Origin of the sequence: Kitasatospora sp. NPDC017646 (assembly GCF_044329365.1) — a bacterium.
Taxonomy (GTDB): domain Bacteria; phylum Actinomycetota; class Actinomycetes; order Streptomycetales; family Streptomycetaceae; genus Kitasatospora.
Genome location: NZ_JBIRJC010000001.1, coordinates 370,957 through 386,396, shown reverse-complemented (window position 1 = coordinate 386,396; position 15,440 = coordinate 370,957). Strand labels below are relative to the sequence as shown.

11 protein-coding genes are annotated in these 15,440 nt (G+C 74.7%); 5 read left to right on the top strand and 6 right to left on the bottom strand.

Annotated elements, in window-relative coordinates:
- Window positions 1-12 precede the first annotated feature (12 nt).
- Window positions 13-2,010: an aldehyde dehydrogenase family protein gene (locus tag ACH4J0_RS01940; protein ID WP_396235723.1), complete on the bottom strand. Its 1,998-nt coding sequence runs from the start codon at window positions 2,008-2,010 to the stop codon at window positions 13-15.
- Between the two features lie 112 nt (window positions 2,011-2,122).
- Between ACH4J0_RS01940 and ACH4J0_RS01935 the strand changes: the two genes are divergently transcribed.
- Together ACH4J0_RS01935 and ACH4J0_RS01930 are read left to right on the top strand one after the other, a co-directional pair.
- Window positions 2,123-2,590 carry a MarR family winged helix-turn-helix transcriptional regulator gene (locus tag ACH4J0_RS01935; protein ID WP_396235722.1) on the top strand — a complete coding sequence of 156 codons (468 nt, stop codon included), beginning with the start codon at window positions 2,123-2,125 and terminating at the stop codon, window positions 2,588-2,590.
- 129 nt (window positions 2,591-2,719) lie between these two features.
- Window positions 2,720-3,796 carry an alpha/beta fold hydrolase gene (locus ACH4J0_RS01930; RefSeq protein WP_396235721.1) on the top strand — a complete coding sequence of 359 codons (1,077 nt, stop codon included), beginning with the start codon at window positions 2,720-2,722 and terminating at the stop codon, window positions 3,794-3,796.
- On the opposite strand, the gene ACH4J0_RS01925 is transcribed toward ACH4J0_RS01930, so the two are convergent.
- The 5 genes from ACH4J0_RS01925 to ACH4J0_RS01905 are packed head-to-tail and all read right to left on the bottom strand — an operon-like array spanning window position 3,786 to window position 10,287.
- Window positions 3,786-5,078, bottom strand: coding sequence for an NAD(P)/FAD-dependent oxidoreductase (locus tag ACH4J0_RS01925; RefSeq protein ID WP_396235720.1), 1,293 nt, complete (start codon window positions 5,076-5,078; stop codon window positions 3,786-3,788). The genes ACH4J0_RS01930 and ACH4J0_RS01925 overlap by 11 nt on opposite strands.
- Window positions 5,075-5,866, bottom strand: coding sequence for an ABC transporter ATP-binding protein (locus ACH4J0_RS01920; protein ID WP_396235719.1), 792 nt, complete (start codon window positions 5,864-5,866; stop codon window positions 5,075-5,077). The genes ACH4J0_RS01925 and ACH4J0_RS01920 overlap by 4 nt, the downstream gene beginning before the upstream one ends.
- Complete coding sequence (locus tag ACH4J0_RS01915; RefSeq protein ID WP_396235718.1) at window positions 5,863-7,719, bottom strand: dipeptide/oligopeptide/nickel ABC transporter permease/ATP-binding protein; 1,857 nt, start codon at window positions 7,717-7,719, stop codon at window positions 5,863-5,865. The genes ACH4J0_RS01920 and ACH4J0_RS01915 overlap by 4 nt, the downstream gene beginning before the upstream one ends.
- A gap of 1 nt (window position 7,720) precedes the next feature.
- Window positions 7,721-8,689: an ABC transporter permease gene (locus ACH4J0_RS01910; RefSeq protein WP_396235717.1), complete on the bottom strand. Its 969-nt coding sequence runs from the start codon at window positions 8,687-8,689 to the stop codon at window positions 7,721-7,723.
- A 14-nt stretch (window positions 8,690-8,703) separates the two neighbouring features.
- A complete protein-coding gene (locus ACH4J0_RS01905; RefSeq protein WP_396235716.1) occupies window positions 8,704-10,287 on the bottom strand; it encodes an ABC transporter substrate-binding protein in 1,584 nt (527 codons plus the stop codon).
- Window positions 10,288-10,496: 209 nt separating this feature from the next.
- Between ACH4J0_RS01905 and ACH4J0_RS01900 the strand changes: the two genes are divergently transcribed.
- From ACH4J0_RS01900 to ACH4J0_RS01890, 3 genes are all read left to right on the top strand, one after another.
- Complete coding sequence (locus ACH4J0_RS01900; protein WP_396235715.1) at window positions 10,497-12,188, top strand: DUF885 domain-containing protein; 1,692 nt, start codon at window positions 10,497-10,499, stop codon at window positions 12,186-12,188.
- A 301-nt stretch (window positions 12,189-12,489) separates the two neighbouring features.
- Window positions 12,490-12,846 (top strand): DUF5132 domain-containing protein, encoded by a 357-nt coding sequence (locus ACH4J0_RS01895; RefSeq protein ID WP_396235714.1) that lies wholly within the window; start codon window positions 12,490-12,492, stop codon window positions 12,844-12,846.
- Window positions 12,847-13,076: 230 nt separating this feature from the next.
- Window positions 13,077-15,335 (top strand): ABC transporter ATP-binding protein, encoded by a 2,259-nt coding sequence (locus ACH4J0_RS01890; RefSeq protein ID WP_396235713.1) that lies wholly within the window; start codon window positions 13,077-13,079, stop codon window positions 15,333-15,335.
- Window positions 15,336-15,440: the final 105 nt, after the last annotated feature.

The following is a 15,440-nucleotide window of genomic DNA, read 5'->3' as shown; positions in this document are numbered from 1 at the left end:
GCGGTCCTGGTCTCAGCCGAGCGGCTTGTCGAGGACCGCCTTGGCGTGGCTGAAGGTGTCGATGGAGTACTCGCCGTGGTAGCGGCCCATGCCGCTCTCGCCGACCCCGCCGAACGGCAGCTCGGGGACCGCCAGGTGCGACACGGGCAGGCCGAAGACGAGCGCACCGGATGAGGTCTCCTCGGCCAGCCGCTGCTTGGTGCGGTCGGAGCCGGTGAAGGCGTACAGGGCGAGCGGCTTGTCGCGCTCGTTGATGAAGTCGATCGCCGCGTCGAGGTCGGGCACGGTGATGATCGGCAGGATCGGTCCGAAGATCTCCTCCCGCATCACCGGAGCCGCGGGCGGGACATCGGCGAGCACCGTGGGTGCGAGGTAGCGGGTCGTGCGGTCGTGGTCGCCGCCGGTGACGACCCGCCCCTCGGAGAGCAGGGCGGTGAGCCGGTCGAAGTGGCGCTCGTTGACGATCCTCCCGTACTCGGGGTCGCCGGCCGGGTCGTCGCCGTGGGCCGCGCGGACGGCGGCGGCCAGTTCGGCTTCGAGTGCGGCGGCGGTGTCGCCGACGGCCAGCACGTAGTCGGGGGCGACGCAGGTCTGGCCGGCGTTGAGGAACTTGCCCCGGGCGATCCGCTGCGCGGTCACGGCCAGGTCGACGCCGGGCTCGACCACGACGGGGCTCTTGCCGCCGAGTTCGAGGGTGACCGGGGTGAGGTGCTCGGCGGCGGCCGCCATGACGATCCGCCCCACCGCGCCGTTGCCGGTGTAGAAGATGTGGTCGAAGCGCTGCTCCAGCAGCGCGGTGGTCTCCGGGACGGCGCCCTCCACCACGGCGACCGCCTGCCGGTCGAGGTAGCGGGGCAGCAGGCGGGCGATGGCCGCCGAGGTCGCCGGGGCCAGCTCGCTGGGCTTGACCACGGCGGTGTTGCCTGCCGCCAGGGCGCCCACCAGCGGTGCCAGGGCCAGCTGCAGCGGGTAGTTCCACGGGGCGACGATCAGCACCACGCCGAGCGGGTCGCGGACCACCCGGGCCTCGGCCGGGAGGAAGGCGTCGGGTACGGCGGCCGGCTTGGGGTGCAGCCACTCCTCCAGGTGGCGCACCGTGTGATCGAGCTCGTTGAGGGTGAAGGCCACCTCGGTGCGGTACGCCTCGGCGGCGCCCTTGCCCAGGTCGGCCTTGAGGGCGGCCAGGAACGCCTCCGACTGCTCGGTGAGCAGCGCGCGCAGCGCGCCCAGCTGGTCGAGGCGCCAGGCGAGCGGCTTGGTGCGCCCGGACCGGAAGGTGGCGCGCAGCCGCTTGACGACGGTGCCGGCGTCGGTGGCGAGGGCCTCGACGAGCCGGTGGGCCAGCTCAGCGGAGGAGGCCGGGTTCTGCCCGGTGTACAGGTTGCGGTCGATGACGGTGTGCGGGGTGAACGGGGCGGCTTCGGCGAAGTCGGCGCCCAGTTCGACCAGACGGTCCTGGACCAGCCACTTGGCCCGGTCGGCCAGGCCGACCGCGGTCTCCTCGGCGTTGGTGAAGGCGGTCATCCGGTAGCCGGCGAAGGGCCAGCTGCCGTCCTCGCGGTGCGCGGCGAGCAGCGCGGCGGGTGCGTGGCAGACCACGCCGAGCGGCCGGCCCGAGTCGAGGGCGCGGGTGAGGATCCGGCCGGACGCCTCGTTGACCGCGAGGTCCTCCATGGGGCCGTGGCCGCCGGGGTAGAAGACCAGGTCGTAGGCGTCCGGGTCGATCTCCTCCAGCGTGGCGGGGCTGGTGAGCGAGTCCCGGACGGAGTCGAGGTACGCGGCGATGGCGTCGGCCCGCTCCTGGCCGCCGTTGGCCGCGGCGGTCAGGCTGCCGCGGTCGACGGTGGCCGCGACACCGCCGGGCGTGGCGATGGTGATCTCGTAGCCGGCTTCGCGGAAGACGCGGTGCGGCTCGGCGAGCTCCTCGGCCCAGTAGCCGGTCGGGTGGGTGGTGCCGTCGGCGAGGGTCCAGTGGGTGGCGCCGGTGACGACGAAGAGGGCGGAGGTCATGGTGGTGCTCCAGGATGAGTTGAGGGCTTCGATGGTTGACGACCTCAAGTAACGCAACGACGGTAGACCTCGAAGGTTGAGGATGTCAACCAATCCCGCCTACACTCGATCCATGACCAGCGTCACCCCGCCCACCGCGCCCACGTCCATCGAGCTGATGGACCAGCTGGCCCGGGCCGCGGCCGCGTACTACCGGAGCTTCGCCACCGTGGCGGCGGCCCGCGGCCTCACCCTGATGCAGGGCAAGATGCTGAGCGTGCTCCGGCGTCCGATGCCCATGCGGACCCTCGCCGACCTGCTCGCCTGCGACGCCTCCAACGTCACCGGCATCGTCGACCGGCTGGAGGCGCACGGCCTGGTCCGCCGAGAGGTCGATCCCGCTGACCGGCGGATCAAGAGGGTGACCCTGACGGAGGAGGGTGAGCGGACCGTCCACCAGATCCGCGCCGAGCTGCTGGCCAGCCTGAGCGGGCTGGACGACCTGGGCGAGCACGACCGGCGCACCTTCCAGCGCCTGCTGAGCGGGCTCTTCCCCGCCGGCGCCGACCAGCCGGACCTGCCGGTCCCTCCAGCCGGCTGATGGACATCGGGTGACTCCACGCCTCTGATCACGTGCGGTGCGTTTTCGGGCGACGGTCCCGCGTCGGGGCGGACGGGCGGGGGAAGAAGACCCGCAGGGATCGGTTTCGAGTGCCTTCGCGGAGGACCGATGCGCCGGAACGGACGGGACTCCTTGTTCGCGCTGCTCAGCCGGGACTGGTCGGGTGTTCCGGTCGCCGCGCTGATGGTGGGCGCGGGTGGGGGGCTGGTCGGGGCGGGGGCGCCCTGGGCGGTGGCACTCGGTGTTCTGGTGACGGCTGCCGGTGTGCTGCTGGGGGCGGGAGCACTGCGGCACCTGGTGCTGGTGGCCCGGGAGGCGCGGGTGAATCCGCCGCCGGGGCGGCTGGTGGACGTGGGGGGCCACCGGATGCACGTCCTGGGCGAGGGCGACGCCCGGGGTGGGCCGACGGTGGTCTGGATGCCCGGCGGGCACGCCCCGGGTGAGGAGTTCCGGGACCTGCACAGGATGCTGTCGGCCCGGACCCGGTCGGTGCTGGTCGACCGCCCGGGGACGGGCTGGAGCGATGTCGGGCCCTTCCCGCGGACGACGGCCGTCGAGGCGGAGGAGCTGTCGGCAGCGCTGGAGGCGGCGGGGGAGCGGCCCCCCTTCGTGTTCGTCGGGCACTCCTTCGGCGGATTGCTGGTCGCGAACGTGGCCAGGCGCCGGCCGGATCTGGTGGCCGGGCTGGTGCTGCTGGATCCGACGCCTCCGGAGGTCATCGCGTTCGCGCCGCGCAACCGGCAGCTCCCGGGGATGCGTCGCGGCTTCCTGCTGACGGCAGTGCGGCAGTTGTTCGGGGCCCACAGCGGCCGGGGCGGGCGCACCGGGTACCTGTGCGCCGCCGCGTCGGCCTTCGAGGAGCTCACGCCGTCCGGCCTGGCGGAGGTGGGCTGGGAGACCGTGGTGTACGACGGGGATCTCGGAGACCTGCCGTTGGTGCTGGTGATACCGCGGGACCTCATCGGCGGTGAGGCGGTGCTGGCGGGCGCCCGGGACGCGGCGGAGGCCGAGCGGATCAGCCGGTTCTACCTCCGGGCCCGGGTGCGGTACCTGGCGGCGTCTACGGCCTCCCGTCTGGTGCACGCGCCGGAGGGGACGGGCCACGACTTCCCCCACGAGGCGCCCGGGTTCGTGGTCGGCGTGGTCGGGGACCTGGTGCGGGAGCTGCGGGTGATCACCCCATGACCGTCCGTGCGGCGCCCGGCCGGACCGGGCGGCGGCGGGAGAAGGACCCCAGGTCCACGACGTTGCCGGTGTGCTCGCAGCGGTGGCGGACCGGGTCGCCGTCGTGGTCGTGGCCGGCCTCGACCAGGTCGACCAGGGCCGCCAGGTAGCGGCCGACCAGCGGGGCGTTCTTGAACTGGTTGCCGCTGGTGCCCATGGCGACGTAGTAGCCGGCCAGTGCGGTGCGGTCGTAGATCGGGGTCCAGTCGTCCGCGACGTCGTACACCCCGGCGGTTCCGAGGGGCCGGTTGGGCACCCCGATCGCGGGGAAGCGGCGGGCCGCCCTGGTCACCTGGGCCCGGAAGCGTCGGGTGGTGGGGCGGGGGTCGGCGGCGTCCGGGTCGTCGATCCACTCGGGCGGGTCGCAGCCCGGCTGGGTGCCGCCGATCAGGAGGTGGCCGCCGGGGGCCGTCCGCAGGTAGGTGCCGAGGTCGAGGTCGGCGACGACGGGCGCGTACCCGCTCGGCGCGGGGACCTGGTGGACCTCCTCGCGCAACGGGCGCACGCCGACGGTGAAGTCGCTGCCGACGCCCGCCAGCCGGTTGAGGCCGCCGGACCACGGACCGGCGGCGTTGACCACGACCGGTGCGGCGATCCGGCCTCCGTCGGCCAGGCGGACGCCCGCCACCCGGCCCGCGTGCCGGTCGACGGTGACCACGGCCCGGTGGAACAGGAAGCGGGCGCCCAGCTCGCCGGCCGCGTCGGCGAGGTTCTGGGCGGCGAGCTGCGGGTCGTCGACGAACCCGGCGTCCGGGGTGAACAGCGCGCCGAGCTCGCCGGTCGGCCCGGCGAAGAAGGCCTCGTCGTCCACCCGCTTCGGCGGCCAGTACCGCCCGGGGTCGATCCCGGGCAGGTGCCGGCGCAGCGCGGCGGCGTCCCACCGCTCGTACGGGACGCCGGCGCGGTCGAACAGGGCGGTGACGTCGGCGGGGTCGGCCGCGGGGGAGTCGAGCAGCACGGCGCCGGTGCGGTGGAAGGCCGCGAGCGGGCGGCGGCCGGTGAGCCGCAGGTGCTCGGGCCACGACCTCCAGAGGTGCTGGGACTCCCAGGCCGTGGCGACGCCGTCGAAGGTGGAGTAGTTGAACCGGACGATCGCGCTGGAGGCACTGGTGGAGCCGTGGCCGGGCGCGCCCGCCTTGTCCACGACGACCACCCGGCGTCCGGTGCGGGCGAGTTCGAGGGCGACGGCGGAACCGATCACCCCGGCTCCGACCACCACCGCGTCCGGCGGGGGTGCGGTCATGGCGGGTCCTCCTCGGGCGGGCGGGTGCGCAGGCGCGGCACGGAGTCGAGCAGCGCTCTGGTGTACGGGTGCTGCGGGGCGCGTAGCAGGGTGCGGGTGGCGGCGGTCTCGACGATCCGGCCGTGCCGCATGACGGCCACCGTGTCGGAGACGTGGCAGACCGCGGGCAGGTTGTGGCCGATGAACAGCATCGACAGGCCCAGCCGCTGCTGGAGTTCGCGGATCGTGTTGAGCAAGGCCGCCTGCACCGAGACGTCGAGGGCCGAGGTGATCTCGTCGGCGATCAGCAGGCCCGGGCCGACGGCCAGGGCGCGGGCGACGGCGACCCGCTGGCGCTGGCCGCCGGAGAGCTGCCGCGGCAGCCGGTCCGCGTACCGGGGGTCCAGGCCGACGAGGCCGAGGAGTTCGGTGACGCGCTCGCCACGGGCCGGGCGGTCGAGCCGGTGGAAGGCGGTGGCCGCCTCGACCAGGGTCTGGCGGACCGTCATCCGGGGGTCGAGCGCGGTGTCCGGATCCTGGAGGACGACCTGCACCAGGCGGCCGAGCCGGCGCCGGTCGCGGACGGTACGGACCCGGACCTCCCGGCCGTCCACCAGGACCCGGCCCCCGTGCACCGGGGCGAGGCCGACGACCGCGCGGGCCAGGCTGGACTTGCCCGACCCGGACTCGCCGACCAGCCCGAGCGTGCTGCCGGACGGGACGTCCAGCGAGACGCCGTCCACGGCGGTGACCGGGCCGCGCGGGCCGTGGTGTCGGACGGTGAGGTCACGCAGCCGGAGGGCGGTCATGACGGGACCGCCGCGACGGTGACCGGCGCCGGGTTCCAGCAGGCGACCCGGTGCACCGCGTCGAGGCCGTCCAGCGGCGGGGCCTGCTCGGCGCAGCGGTCCAGGCGGCGCGGGCAGCGGGGTTCGAAGGGGCAGCCGGGGGCGGGCGTGAGCGGGTCGGGCGGTGCGCCCTCCACCGCCGGCAGTGGCCGGTCCCGGTCCGCGGCGAGGTCGGGCACCGAGGCGACCAGGGCCCGGGTGTAGGGGTGCCGGGCGCCGGTGGTGAGGCGGTCGGCGGGCAGGGTCTCGACCAGGGCGCCCGCGTACATCACCAGGACGCGTTCGCAGAACTCGCCGACGAGCGCGATGTCGTGGCTGATGAACAGGATCGCGGCGGAGGTCTCCCGCCGGATCTCGGACAGCAGTCGGGTGATCTGCCGCTGCACGGTGACGTCGAGTGCGGTGGTCGGCTCGTCGGCGATGATCAGCCCGGGCCGCACCATCAGCCCGGCGGCGATCATGACCCGCTGACGCTGGCCGCCGGAGAGCTGGTGGGGGCGCGAGCGCAGCAGCGAGGGGGGAAGGGCGACCCGGCGCAGTGCCTCGGCGGCCTGCGCGGCGGCCTGGGCGCGGCTCGCGCCGCGGTGGGCCCGGACGGCCTCGGTGAGCTGGGTGGCGATCCGCAGGGACGGGTTGAGTGCGGAGGCCGGGTTCTGGAAGACCATCGCCAGGCCGGTCGCGAGGTGGCGGTCGCGCTGGGCGGGCGTCAGGGTGGCGAGGTCGGCGCCGAGCAGGCGCAGGGTGCGCCGGGAGGCCCGGGCCCGCTCGGGCAGCAGGTCGGCGATGGCGAGCGCGGTGAGCGACTTGCCCGAGCCGGACTCGCCGACCAGTCCGACGATCTCGGCTGGCCGCAGTGCGAGGCTCACCCCGCGGACCGGCCGGACCGGCCCGTCCGGAGTGGGGAGTTCGACGCTGAGGTCCTCGACCTGGAGCACCAGGCCGTCCTCGGCCGGCCCGCTCGGCGCGGGCGGCCGGGCGGGCGTGCGGACCGCCGGGCCGCGCCGGGCGGCGTGGCCGGCCAGGACCTCGCCGAGCAGTTGGAAGGCCAGGGCGGCGTAGAGGATCGCCAGGCCCGGGGCGAGCGCGGGCAGCGGTTCGGCGTAGATCCGCTCCAGACCCTGGTTGAGCAGCTGCCCCCAGTCGTAGCCGGGCGGCTGGACGCCCAGACCGAGGAAGCTCAGCCCGGAGAGCGCGACCAGGGCCGTGCCCGCGGCGGTGGTGGCGGCCAGCAGCAGCGGCTCGGCGATGTTGGGCAGGACGTGCCGCCACAGCAGCCGGTGCCGGCGCAGGCCGAGGACCCGGGCCGCGGCCAGGTGGTCGGTGCCGGCGACCGCGGCGGCGAGCGTCTGGGCGAGCCGGGCGAAGCCGGGGACGCCCGCGACGGCGAGGGCCAGCACGGCCCCGCCGGTGCCCGCGCCGAACACGACCGCGAGGACGAGCGCGACCAGCAGCGCGGGGAAGGCCAGCAGCAGGCTGATCAGCGAGCTGAGCAGCCGCCGGCTCCGGCGGCCGACGACGGCGGTGGCCGAGCCGAGCAGCACGCCGCCGGTGGCACCGAGCAGGGTGGCGGCCAGTGCGGGCAGCAGGGAGGGCCGGGTGGCGGTCAGGACCCGGGCGAGCACGTCCCGGCCGAGGTCGTCGGTGCCGAACGGGTGGGCCGCGGACGGGCCCCGCAGCACCGCCGAGGGGTCGGGGCGGTCGGCCGCGGTGCCCCACAGCAGCGGGGCGGCCAGCGCGAGCACGACCAGTGAGACCAGCATGACCGCCGAGATCCAGGCCATCGGCGAGCGGAGGTACCCGCGGGGAATGGACATCTCAGCTCTCCCGGATCACCGAACGGGGGTCCAGCACCGCCAGCAGCACGTCGACCAGGAGGCCGGAGAGCAGCACGGCGGTGCCCAGCACCAGCACCATCGCCTGGATCACCGGGTAGTCCTGGGCCACCACGGACTGGGCCATCGCCGATCCGATGCCGGGCCAGGCGAACACCTTCTCGACCAGTACGGTGCCGGCGATCATGGCGGGCAGCAGGCTCCCGGCCACGGTGAGCGCGGCGGTGGCCGTGTTGGGCGCCGCGTGCCGCAGGTAGCGGCGGGCCGGGGACAGCCGTTTGCTCCGGGCGGTGCGCAGGTAGTCCTCGCCCAGCACCCTGAGGGCCTCGACCCGGACGATGCGCAGCAGCACGGCCGTCGGCGCGAGGGCGAGTGCCAGGACCGGCAGGACGAAGGACTCGGCGCCCGCCGCGCCGGCCACCGGCAGCAGCTGGAGACCGACGGCCAGCAGGGCGGTGAGCCCGGCGGCCAGGACGAAGTCCGGCACCCCGGCCAGACCGGCGGTGACCACGGTGAACGCGAGCTCGCTGCGAGGGTGCCGGCCGTCGCGGGTGCGGACGGCGGCGAGCAGGCCGCCGGGCAGGGCGACGGCGAGGGTGAGCAGGAAGGCCAGGCCGGCGATCTCCAGGGTGGCGGGCAACCGGGTGCGGACCAGCTCCGCGACCGGTGTACCGGTGACCAGGGAAGTGCCGAGGTCGCCGTGCACCAGGCCGTCGAGGTAGTGCCGGTACTGGGCCGGGAAGGGCGCGTCCAGGCCGAGTTGGTGCCGGCGGGCGGCCACCAGGTCGGGGGCGGCGTCGACGCCGAGGGCGGCGCGGACCGGGTCGCCGGGGACGAGCCGGACCATCGCGAAGGAGGCGGTGAGCACGACCGCGAGGGAGACCAGCAGCCGGGCGGTGCGGCGGGCCAGGAAGGCCGTCCACGGGTTTCGCAGCAGGCGGGGTGCGGACACCGCGGGCTCCCGGTTCACCGGTGCAGCCGGATGCTGGTGGGGACGAGCCCGCCGCCGAAGGTGGTGGCGAAGGTGGCGCGGTAGCCGTACACGGTGCTCCGGCCGTCGGCGATCGGCAGGGCGTCGGCCGAGCGCAGCAGGGCGGCGGCGGCCCGGTTCCAGGTGCCGCAGCCGGTGGTGTCGGGTTCCCGGAGCGCCTGGGCGACCAGGGCGTCGTACGCGGGGTTGGTGACGGCCGCGAAGTTGAGACCCCGCGCGGGGGTCGGGCCGGAGAAGAAGGGGATGAAGCCGACCGGCAGGGCGAAGCCGGGGGTGCTGCCGACCACGACGTCGAAGTCGGCGGTCTGGTACATGGCGTTGACGAGGGCGGGCAGGCTCTCGGTGACCAGTTCGACGTCCGCGCCGAGTTCCGTCCAGGTCCGCGCCATCAGCTCGGCGGTGGGTGGGAGGGTCGGGCCGAGATCCGGACTGGTGATCAGGCGCAGCCGGAGCGGGTGGCCGTCCTTGCCGAGCGGGCCACCGTCGCCACGGGTCTGGCCGGCGGCGCGCAGGGCATCCGCCGCGTCCCGGGTGGGCAGGTTGGCGGTGGCGAGGTCAGCGTGGCAGACGGCCCCCTCGGCGCCGAAGTCGGTGGCGGGCCGGCCGGTGCCGCCGACGGCGACGTTGGCGAGGCCCTGGCGGTCGAGCGCGGCCACCAGGGCTCGGCGCACCGCCGGGTCGGCGAGGGCCCGGCCGGGGCGCTGGTTGAAGAAGGTCAGCCCGACCACGGTCGGCACGTCGGCGGTGGTGAGGCCGTGTCCGTCGAGCCGGGAGCGGTCGGGCCCGTTCACGCTCGCGATGTCGACGCCGCCGGTGAGCAGCAGGTTCGCGGTGGTCGACGCCTGGGGCACCACCGAGAGGACGATCCGGGCCGGCAGGCCCGGCTCCGCGGTGGTCGCCCCGGCCGGGCCCCACGTGTAACCGGCGCGGACGGTGAACTCGTAGGGCCCGCCCGGGTGGTAGCGGGTGAGCACGTACGGGCCGGTGCCCCGGGTGGTGCGCTCCAGCGCCTCGGGCCGGTCGAGGCCGGCCGGGCAGACGATCGGCAGCAGCCCGAGGGTGCGGGTGAGGAACGGGAAGGGCGCGGCGGTGGTGGCCGACACGGTGCCGGCGCCGTCGTCGGCGCTCGCGGTGAACGCGACGTTCGGCAGGACGGTCCGGGCTCCGGCGAGCTGGTGGGCCGGGTCACCCGCGTAGGTGAGCGCCCGGGCCACCGCGGATGCGGTGAGCGGGGTGCCGTCGGAGCAGCTGATTCCGGGGCGGAGGGTGAAGGTGGCCGTGGTGGTGGTGGCCTGCCAGGCGGAGGCCAGGCCGGAGACCACGGTGCCGTCGGGGGCGAGGTTGACCAGCGAGTCGTAGGCGTAGCGGGACTGACTGGCCCCGAAGGCCGAGTACGGGTCGAAGCTCGGCGTCTCGCTGGACTCGGCGATCCGGACCGTCCCGTGCTCCACCAGAGGCGTGGTGGTGGAGGAGGTGGCGACGCCGCCGCAGCCGGTCAGCGCGAGGGACGCGGCGGTGAGGGCGGCCGCCAGGGCGACCGGCGGGGTGCGTCGGGACATGGCGTCATGGTGCCACCGGGTCTTGGCCGTGGCGAGTCAACTCACCTGGTCGGCAAGCGCGTTCGAAGGGCCGGATCGCCCTGTCGGCCCGGCCGGGAGCGGTGGCGGCGGCCGGGCGGGGCGATCATGATTCACCCTTTCGAGGGGTGTCACGGTCCGCGCGTCCTGGACCGGGCCGCCCGGCGGTCGGTCGTCGCCAGGATGGTGGCATGAGGACGAACGAACCGGGCCGGGCGATCGGCCGTCTGGCGGACCGCTACTGGGAGTTCCTGCTGGCGCGTGACCCGATGCTGAGGGTCCGCCAGGGGCTTCCGGTCGAGACGCTGCCGAGCGCGTCGCTCGCCGAAGCCGAGGAGCGCGCGCGCTTCGCCGAGGGGGTGCTCGCCGAGGTGCGGGCGCTCGACGGCGCGGAGTTGCCCGGTGCCGACGCCGATACCGCCGCCTTCCTGGTCGGACTGGCCGAGGAGGAGCTGCGCGCACACCGCCACTACTGGCTGACGTCCGCTGCCACGCCGTACCGGCTGTTCCCGCTGTCGCTGTACACCGACGCGGTGCTGCGCGCCTTCCGCTTCACCGGACCGCCGGACGTCGAGCGGTACTTGGCGCTGGTGCGGGAGCTGGCCGGGGTGGTCGGCTCGATCTGCGACAAGTGCGTGGGGCAGGCGGTGCGCGGGTTCCGGGTGCCGTCCCCGGCGCTGGCCGGAGCCCGCGCCGCCGTCAACGGCCTGCGGGAGTCGGTGGCCCGGAGGGTCGAGGTGGGGGACGACCGGCTCGGCGCCCTCGGGCCGGCCGGGCGCGGGCAGCTCCGGGACGGCGTGGGGCGGTTGGTGGAGAGCGAGTTGGCGCCGGCGTTCGACCGGCTGCTCGCCGTCCTCGACGCCCCGGCCCATGTGCGCGGGGCGCCGCAGGAGGTCGGCTGGGCGCGGTACGAGGGCGGCGAGGAGGCCTACCGGGACTTCGTCCGGACCCACACCGGCGGCGACACCGCGCCCGAGCGCCTGCACCAGCTCGGCCGGGAGCAGTGCGGCGAACTGGCCGAGCGGATGCGGGAGGTGCGCGCGGCCCTCGGATTCCACGGCTCCGAGGCCGAGTTCCACGAGCGGCTGCGGATCGAGCCCCGGCTGTACGCCCGGACCCCCGACGAGGTCGAGGCCCGCTACCGGGGCCACCTCGACCGGCTGGCGCCGGTGTTGCCGCGCTGGTTCGCGGTGCTGCCGCAGGCGCCGTACGGGCTGGCCCGGCTGGACCCGGCGCTGGAGCCGGGGATGACCTTCGGGTACTACGAGGCGCCGACCGCGGCCGAGCCGGTGGGGCGCTACCGCTACAACGGCGCCGACCTGGAGCGGCGTTCCCTGCTCGGCTCGGCCTCGCTGATCTACCACGAGCTCGCGCCGGGCCACCACTTCCACCTCGCCCGCCAGGCCGAGAACCGCGCCCTGCCGCGACTGCGCCGCGAGGTGGCCGAGTCCGGCGCGTACAACGAGGGCTGGGCCGAGTACGCGGCCGGCCTCGGCTGGGAGATGGGCCTCTACGAGGACCCGTGGGACGCCTACGGGCGGCTAGCCCAGGAGCGCTTCACCGCGCAGCGCCTCGTCGTCGACACCGGGCTCAACCTAGGAACGATGAGCCTGGAGCAGGCGCGGGAGTTCATGCGCGCCAACTCCACCGAGGCGGACGGCCAGATCGCCTCGGACCTGCTGCGCTACTCGACGGATCTGCCCGGACAGGCGCTCTCCTACCGGGCCGGCTTCCTGGAGTTCGGCCGGCTGCGGGCCGAGGCGCAGGCGCGGCTGGGGGCCGGGTTCGAGGTGCGGGCCTTCCACGAGGCGGTGCTGGGGGGCGGGGCGTTGCCGTTCCAGGGGCTGCGGCGGAGGGTGGTGCGGGAACTCGGCATTCATTGATATCGACAATCAGGAAATCGCATCACGCGGCGTCCGGGGTGTGCTGCAATTCCAGGTCGCGCGAGAAGGTCATGAACACTCGCACGAGTGAACCTCCCGGGAGGCGTTTGGATCCGGCGGACATGGTTCGAGTACGGTGGCCGCGAGATCGGGCGGCGCGTGCCGGTGTCCGGGAATTCGATTCGGTAAGTGAATCCCGGATTCCGAGGTGGAATGCTTCCGTCCGCCCGCTGCGCTCTGCTCCGATGTGCGAAGTGCCCGGGTTCCCTGTCATACGTATGCGTAGAGAGGATGGAGCATCATGCCGCCCGTAGTACCGCCCTTCCTGGTCGGCCTCATCGTCGCCCCCCTGGCCAAGCGTCTGCTGAAGCCGCTGGTGCGCGGAGTCGTCAAGACGTCCGTCGGCATCGCGATGGAGGTGAAGAAGGCGGCTCACGAGGCCGGGGAGAACATCCACGACCTCGCCGCCGAAGTGGCCGCCGACATGGTGGCCGCCCAGATCGCCTCCGGCGACGCGGGAAGCCGCTCCGGTGACGGCCAGCACGCCACCGGAAACGGCGCCTCCAGTGGCGCCAAGGACGAGGCCGCCGACCGCACCGAAGGGGACGCGAGGGCCGCAAAGATCCGCGCGGCCGCCGGCGCCGGCAAGGCGAACTGACGGCCCGTCCGGAACCACGGCCGCCGCCGGGCGCGCAATGCCGATCGACTTCGGCGCAATGCGCCCGGCGGCGGCCGACCGGAGGCCGTTCGGCCGCAGTGATTCGCCGTTCAGAATTCCCCGCTCCGTCGCCGTGATCCGTCCTGTCGTGACGGTTCTTCGTGACCTCTGTAAATCAGGTGATCGTACACATGCCATCGCTACTGGGTGCCGCGGCCGGAATCCGCTCAGTGGAATTGGACGCGAGCCCGCGCTCGGTCATTCCGGGCCGCCAGCGCTGGGACGTCAAGCTGGTGCTCGGACGGCCCCGGACGGCCGAGGCCCTCGCCGCCGCGCTGCGCCGCATTCCCGGGATCACCGCGGCACAGGCCAATCCGGTCACCGGCGGGGTGCTCGTCCGGCACGATGCGCGGGTGCGCGCCGCGGACGTCGGCCGGATCGTCCGCCGAGCCGTCGCCCTGGTCGCGCAGGACCCGACCGGAGCGGCACGCCCGGCACCGGCCCGGCCGGTCGCCGCCCCGGCCCCGCGGACGGACCGGGGCGTGGTGGTGCGACCGGTGCTCGCCGTCGGCGGCGGGGTCGCGGCCGGGATCGCCCTGATCCGCGGGTCGGCGCTGAGCCGGCAGCTGGTGGCGGTGGGCGGGGTGGCCGCCGCGACCGGGGCCGTCCTCCGGAAGGCCTGGCACCGAACGGTCGACGCGACCCCGGACCGCGCGGAGGAGGATGCCGGACGCCACCCCCTGCGGGAGATCGTCGGCCCGCACCGGCGGCGGCTCCACCGGGCCGGTGCGCTCTCGGTCGCCTGCCAGATCTCGGAGATGGCGCTCGGTACCTTCCTCGGCTGGACCGGGCTGGTCCTCATCAAGGGCGAGGCCGCGCCGTTGGCCCGCCTCGGCCTCACCACGGCTTCGGCCCAACTCTGGGGCCTGGCAGGACTGGTGGCCGCCTCCTGCGCCGCCGTCGCGGGCCTCTCGTACGCCTCGAACCTCCAGTGGCGCCGGCTCGGCCAGGACATCGAGCACGACTGGCGCAGCCGCACCTACCGGCACGTCCAGCACCTCGAACTGGGGCACCTGGAGGGCGAGCGAACCAGCCGGTTGGCCGGCGCGCTCACCGATGACGTCGGCCAACTGGGCGCCTTCTTCGCCGGCCCGGCCAACGACGTGCTCCAGCTCGGCACCAGCCTGGCCCTCCTGGTGCCGGCCTTCCTGCTGCTGGCCCCGCAGATCGCCTGGATCGCCTTCCTGCCGATCCCGGTCATCGCCTGGCTGTCGCTGCGCCACCAGGACAAGGCCGCGGCCGACTACGCCGTCACCGGCGAGCGCCGGGCCAGGCTGGGCAGCCAGGTGATCAACTCGCTGGAAGCCGGCGCCACCGTCAAGAGCTTCTGCACCGAGGACTACGAGGCCGGACGCGTCGAGGAGCTGAGCCAGGCGGTCCGGGAGAGCAGCCGGAAGACCGACCGGAGCACGGTCCGCCACGCCGAGACCGTCCGGGCCTGCACCACCGCATCGATGGCCGGCACCCTGCTGATCGGCGGCCGGTCGGTGCTCAAGGGCACCCTGCGCTTCGAGGTGTTCAGCCCGCTGATCGGGCTGCCCCAGATGCTGCTGATGCGGATGAGCCGGCTCGGCGGCATCGTCGACCAGTACCAGCGCACCCTGGCCTCCTACGACCGGGTCCAGCGGCTGCGCGTCCTGCCCGCCGAGGCCGACGGCAGCGACGGGACGCTCGACCCCGCCGAGGTGCGGGGCGAGATCGTCCTCGACGGGGTCACCTTCGCCTACCCCGGCCGGCCGGCGGCACTGGAGGACCTCTCGCTGACCATCCCGGCCGGGCAGGTGACCGCGTTGGTGGGCGCCACCGGCTCCGGGAAGACGACGATCGCCAGACTGCTGATGCGCTTCCAGGACGCGGAGTCCGGCAGCGTGCTGCTCGACGGGCAGGACGTCCGGGACCTGCGGCGGCACGACCTGCGCCACGCCGTCGGCTTCGTCGCCCAGGACCCGTTCCTCTTCGACGGCAGCATCGCCGACAACATCCGCTACGGCAGCTTCGGAGCCCCGGACGAGGCCGTGGTCCAGGCCGCCACCATGGCCGAGGCGCACACCTTCATCGCGACCCTGCCGGACGGCTACGACACCCTGATCGGAGAGCGCGGCGCCGCGCTCTCCGGCGGCCAGCGGCAGCGGATCGCCCTGGCGCGCGCGATCCTCAAGGACCCGCCGGTCGTCATCCTCGACGAGGCCACCTCCGCCGTGGACAACGAGACCGAAGCCGCCATCCAGCGCACGCTCCGGGTCTTCGCGACCGACCGGACGATGGTCGTCATCGCCCACCGGCTCTCCACGGTCCGCCACGCCGACCGGATCTACGTCCTGGACAAGGGGGGCGTCGTCGCCGAACAGGGCACCCACGACGAACTCCTCGCCCAGCACGGACTCTACGCATCCCTCTGGCAGCTCCAGGCCGGCGAACTCGCCGCCTGACCGCAGCGGCCGCGCCCGCCCGCCGGCCGACCGCGTGACGACACCGCGGTCGGCGCGGGCCGCGTGGCCTGCCACCACGCCTGCCCACACTCCCGGAGGTACCCC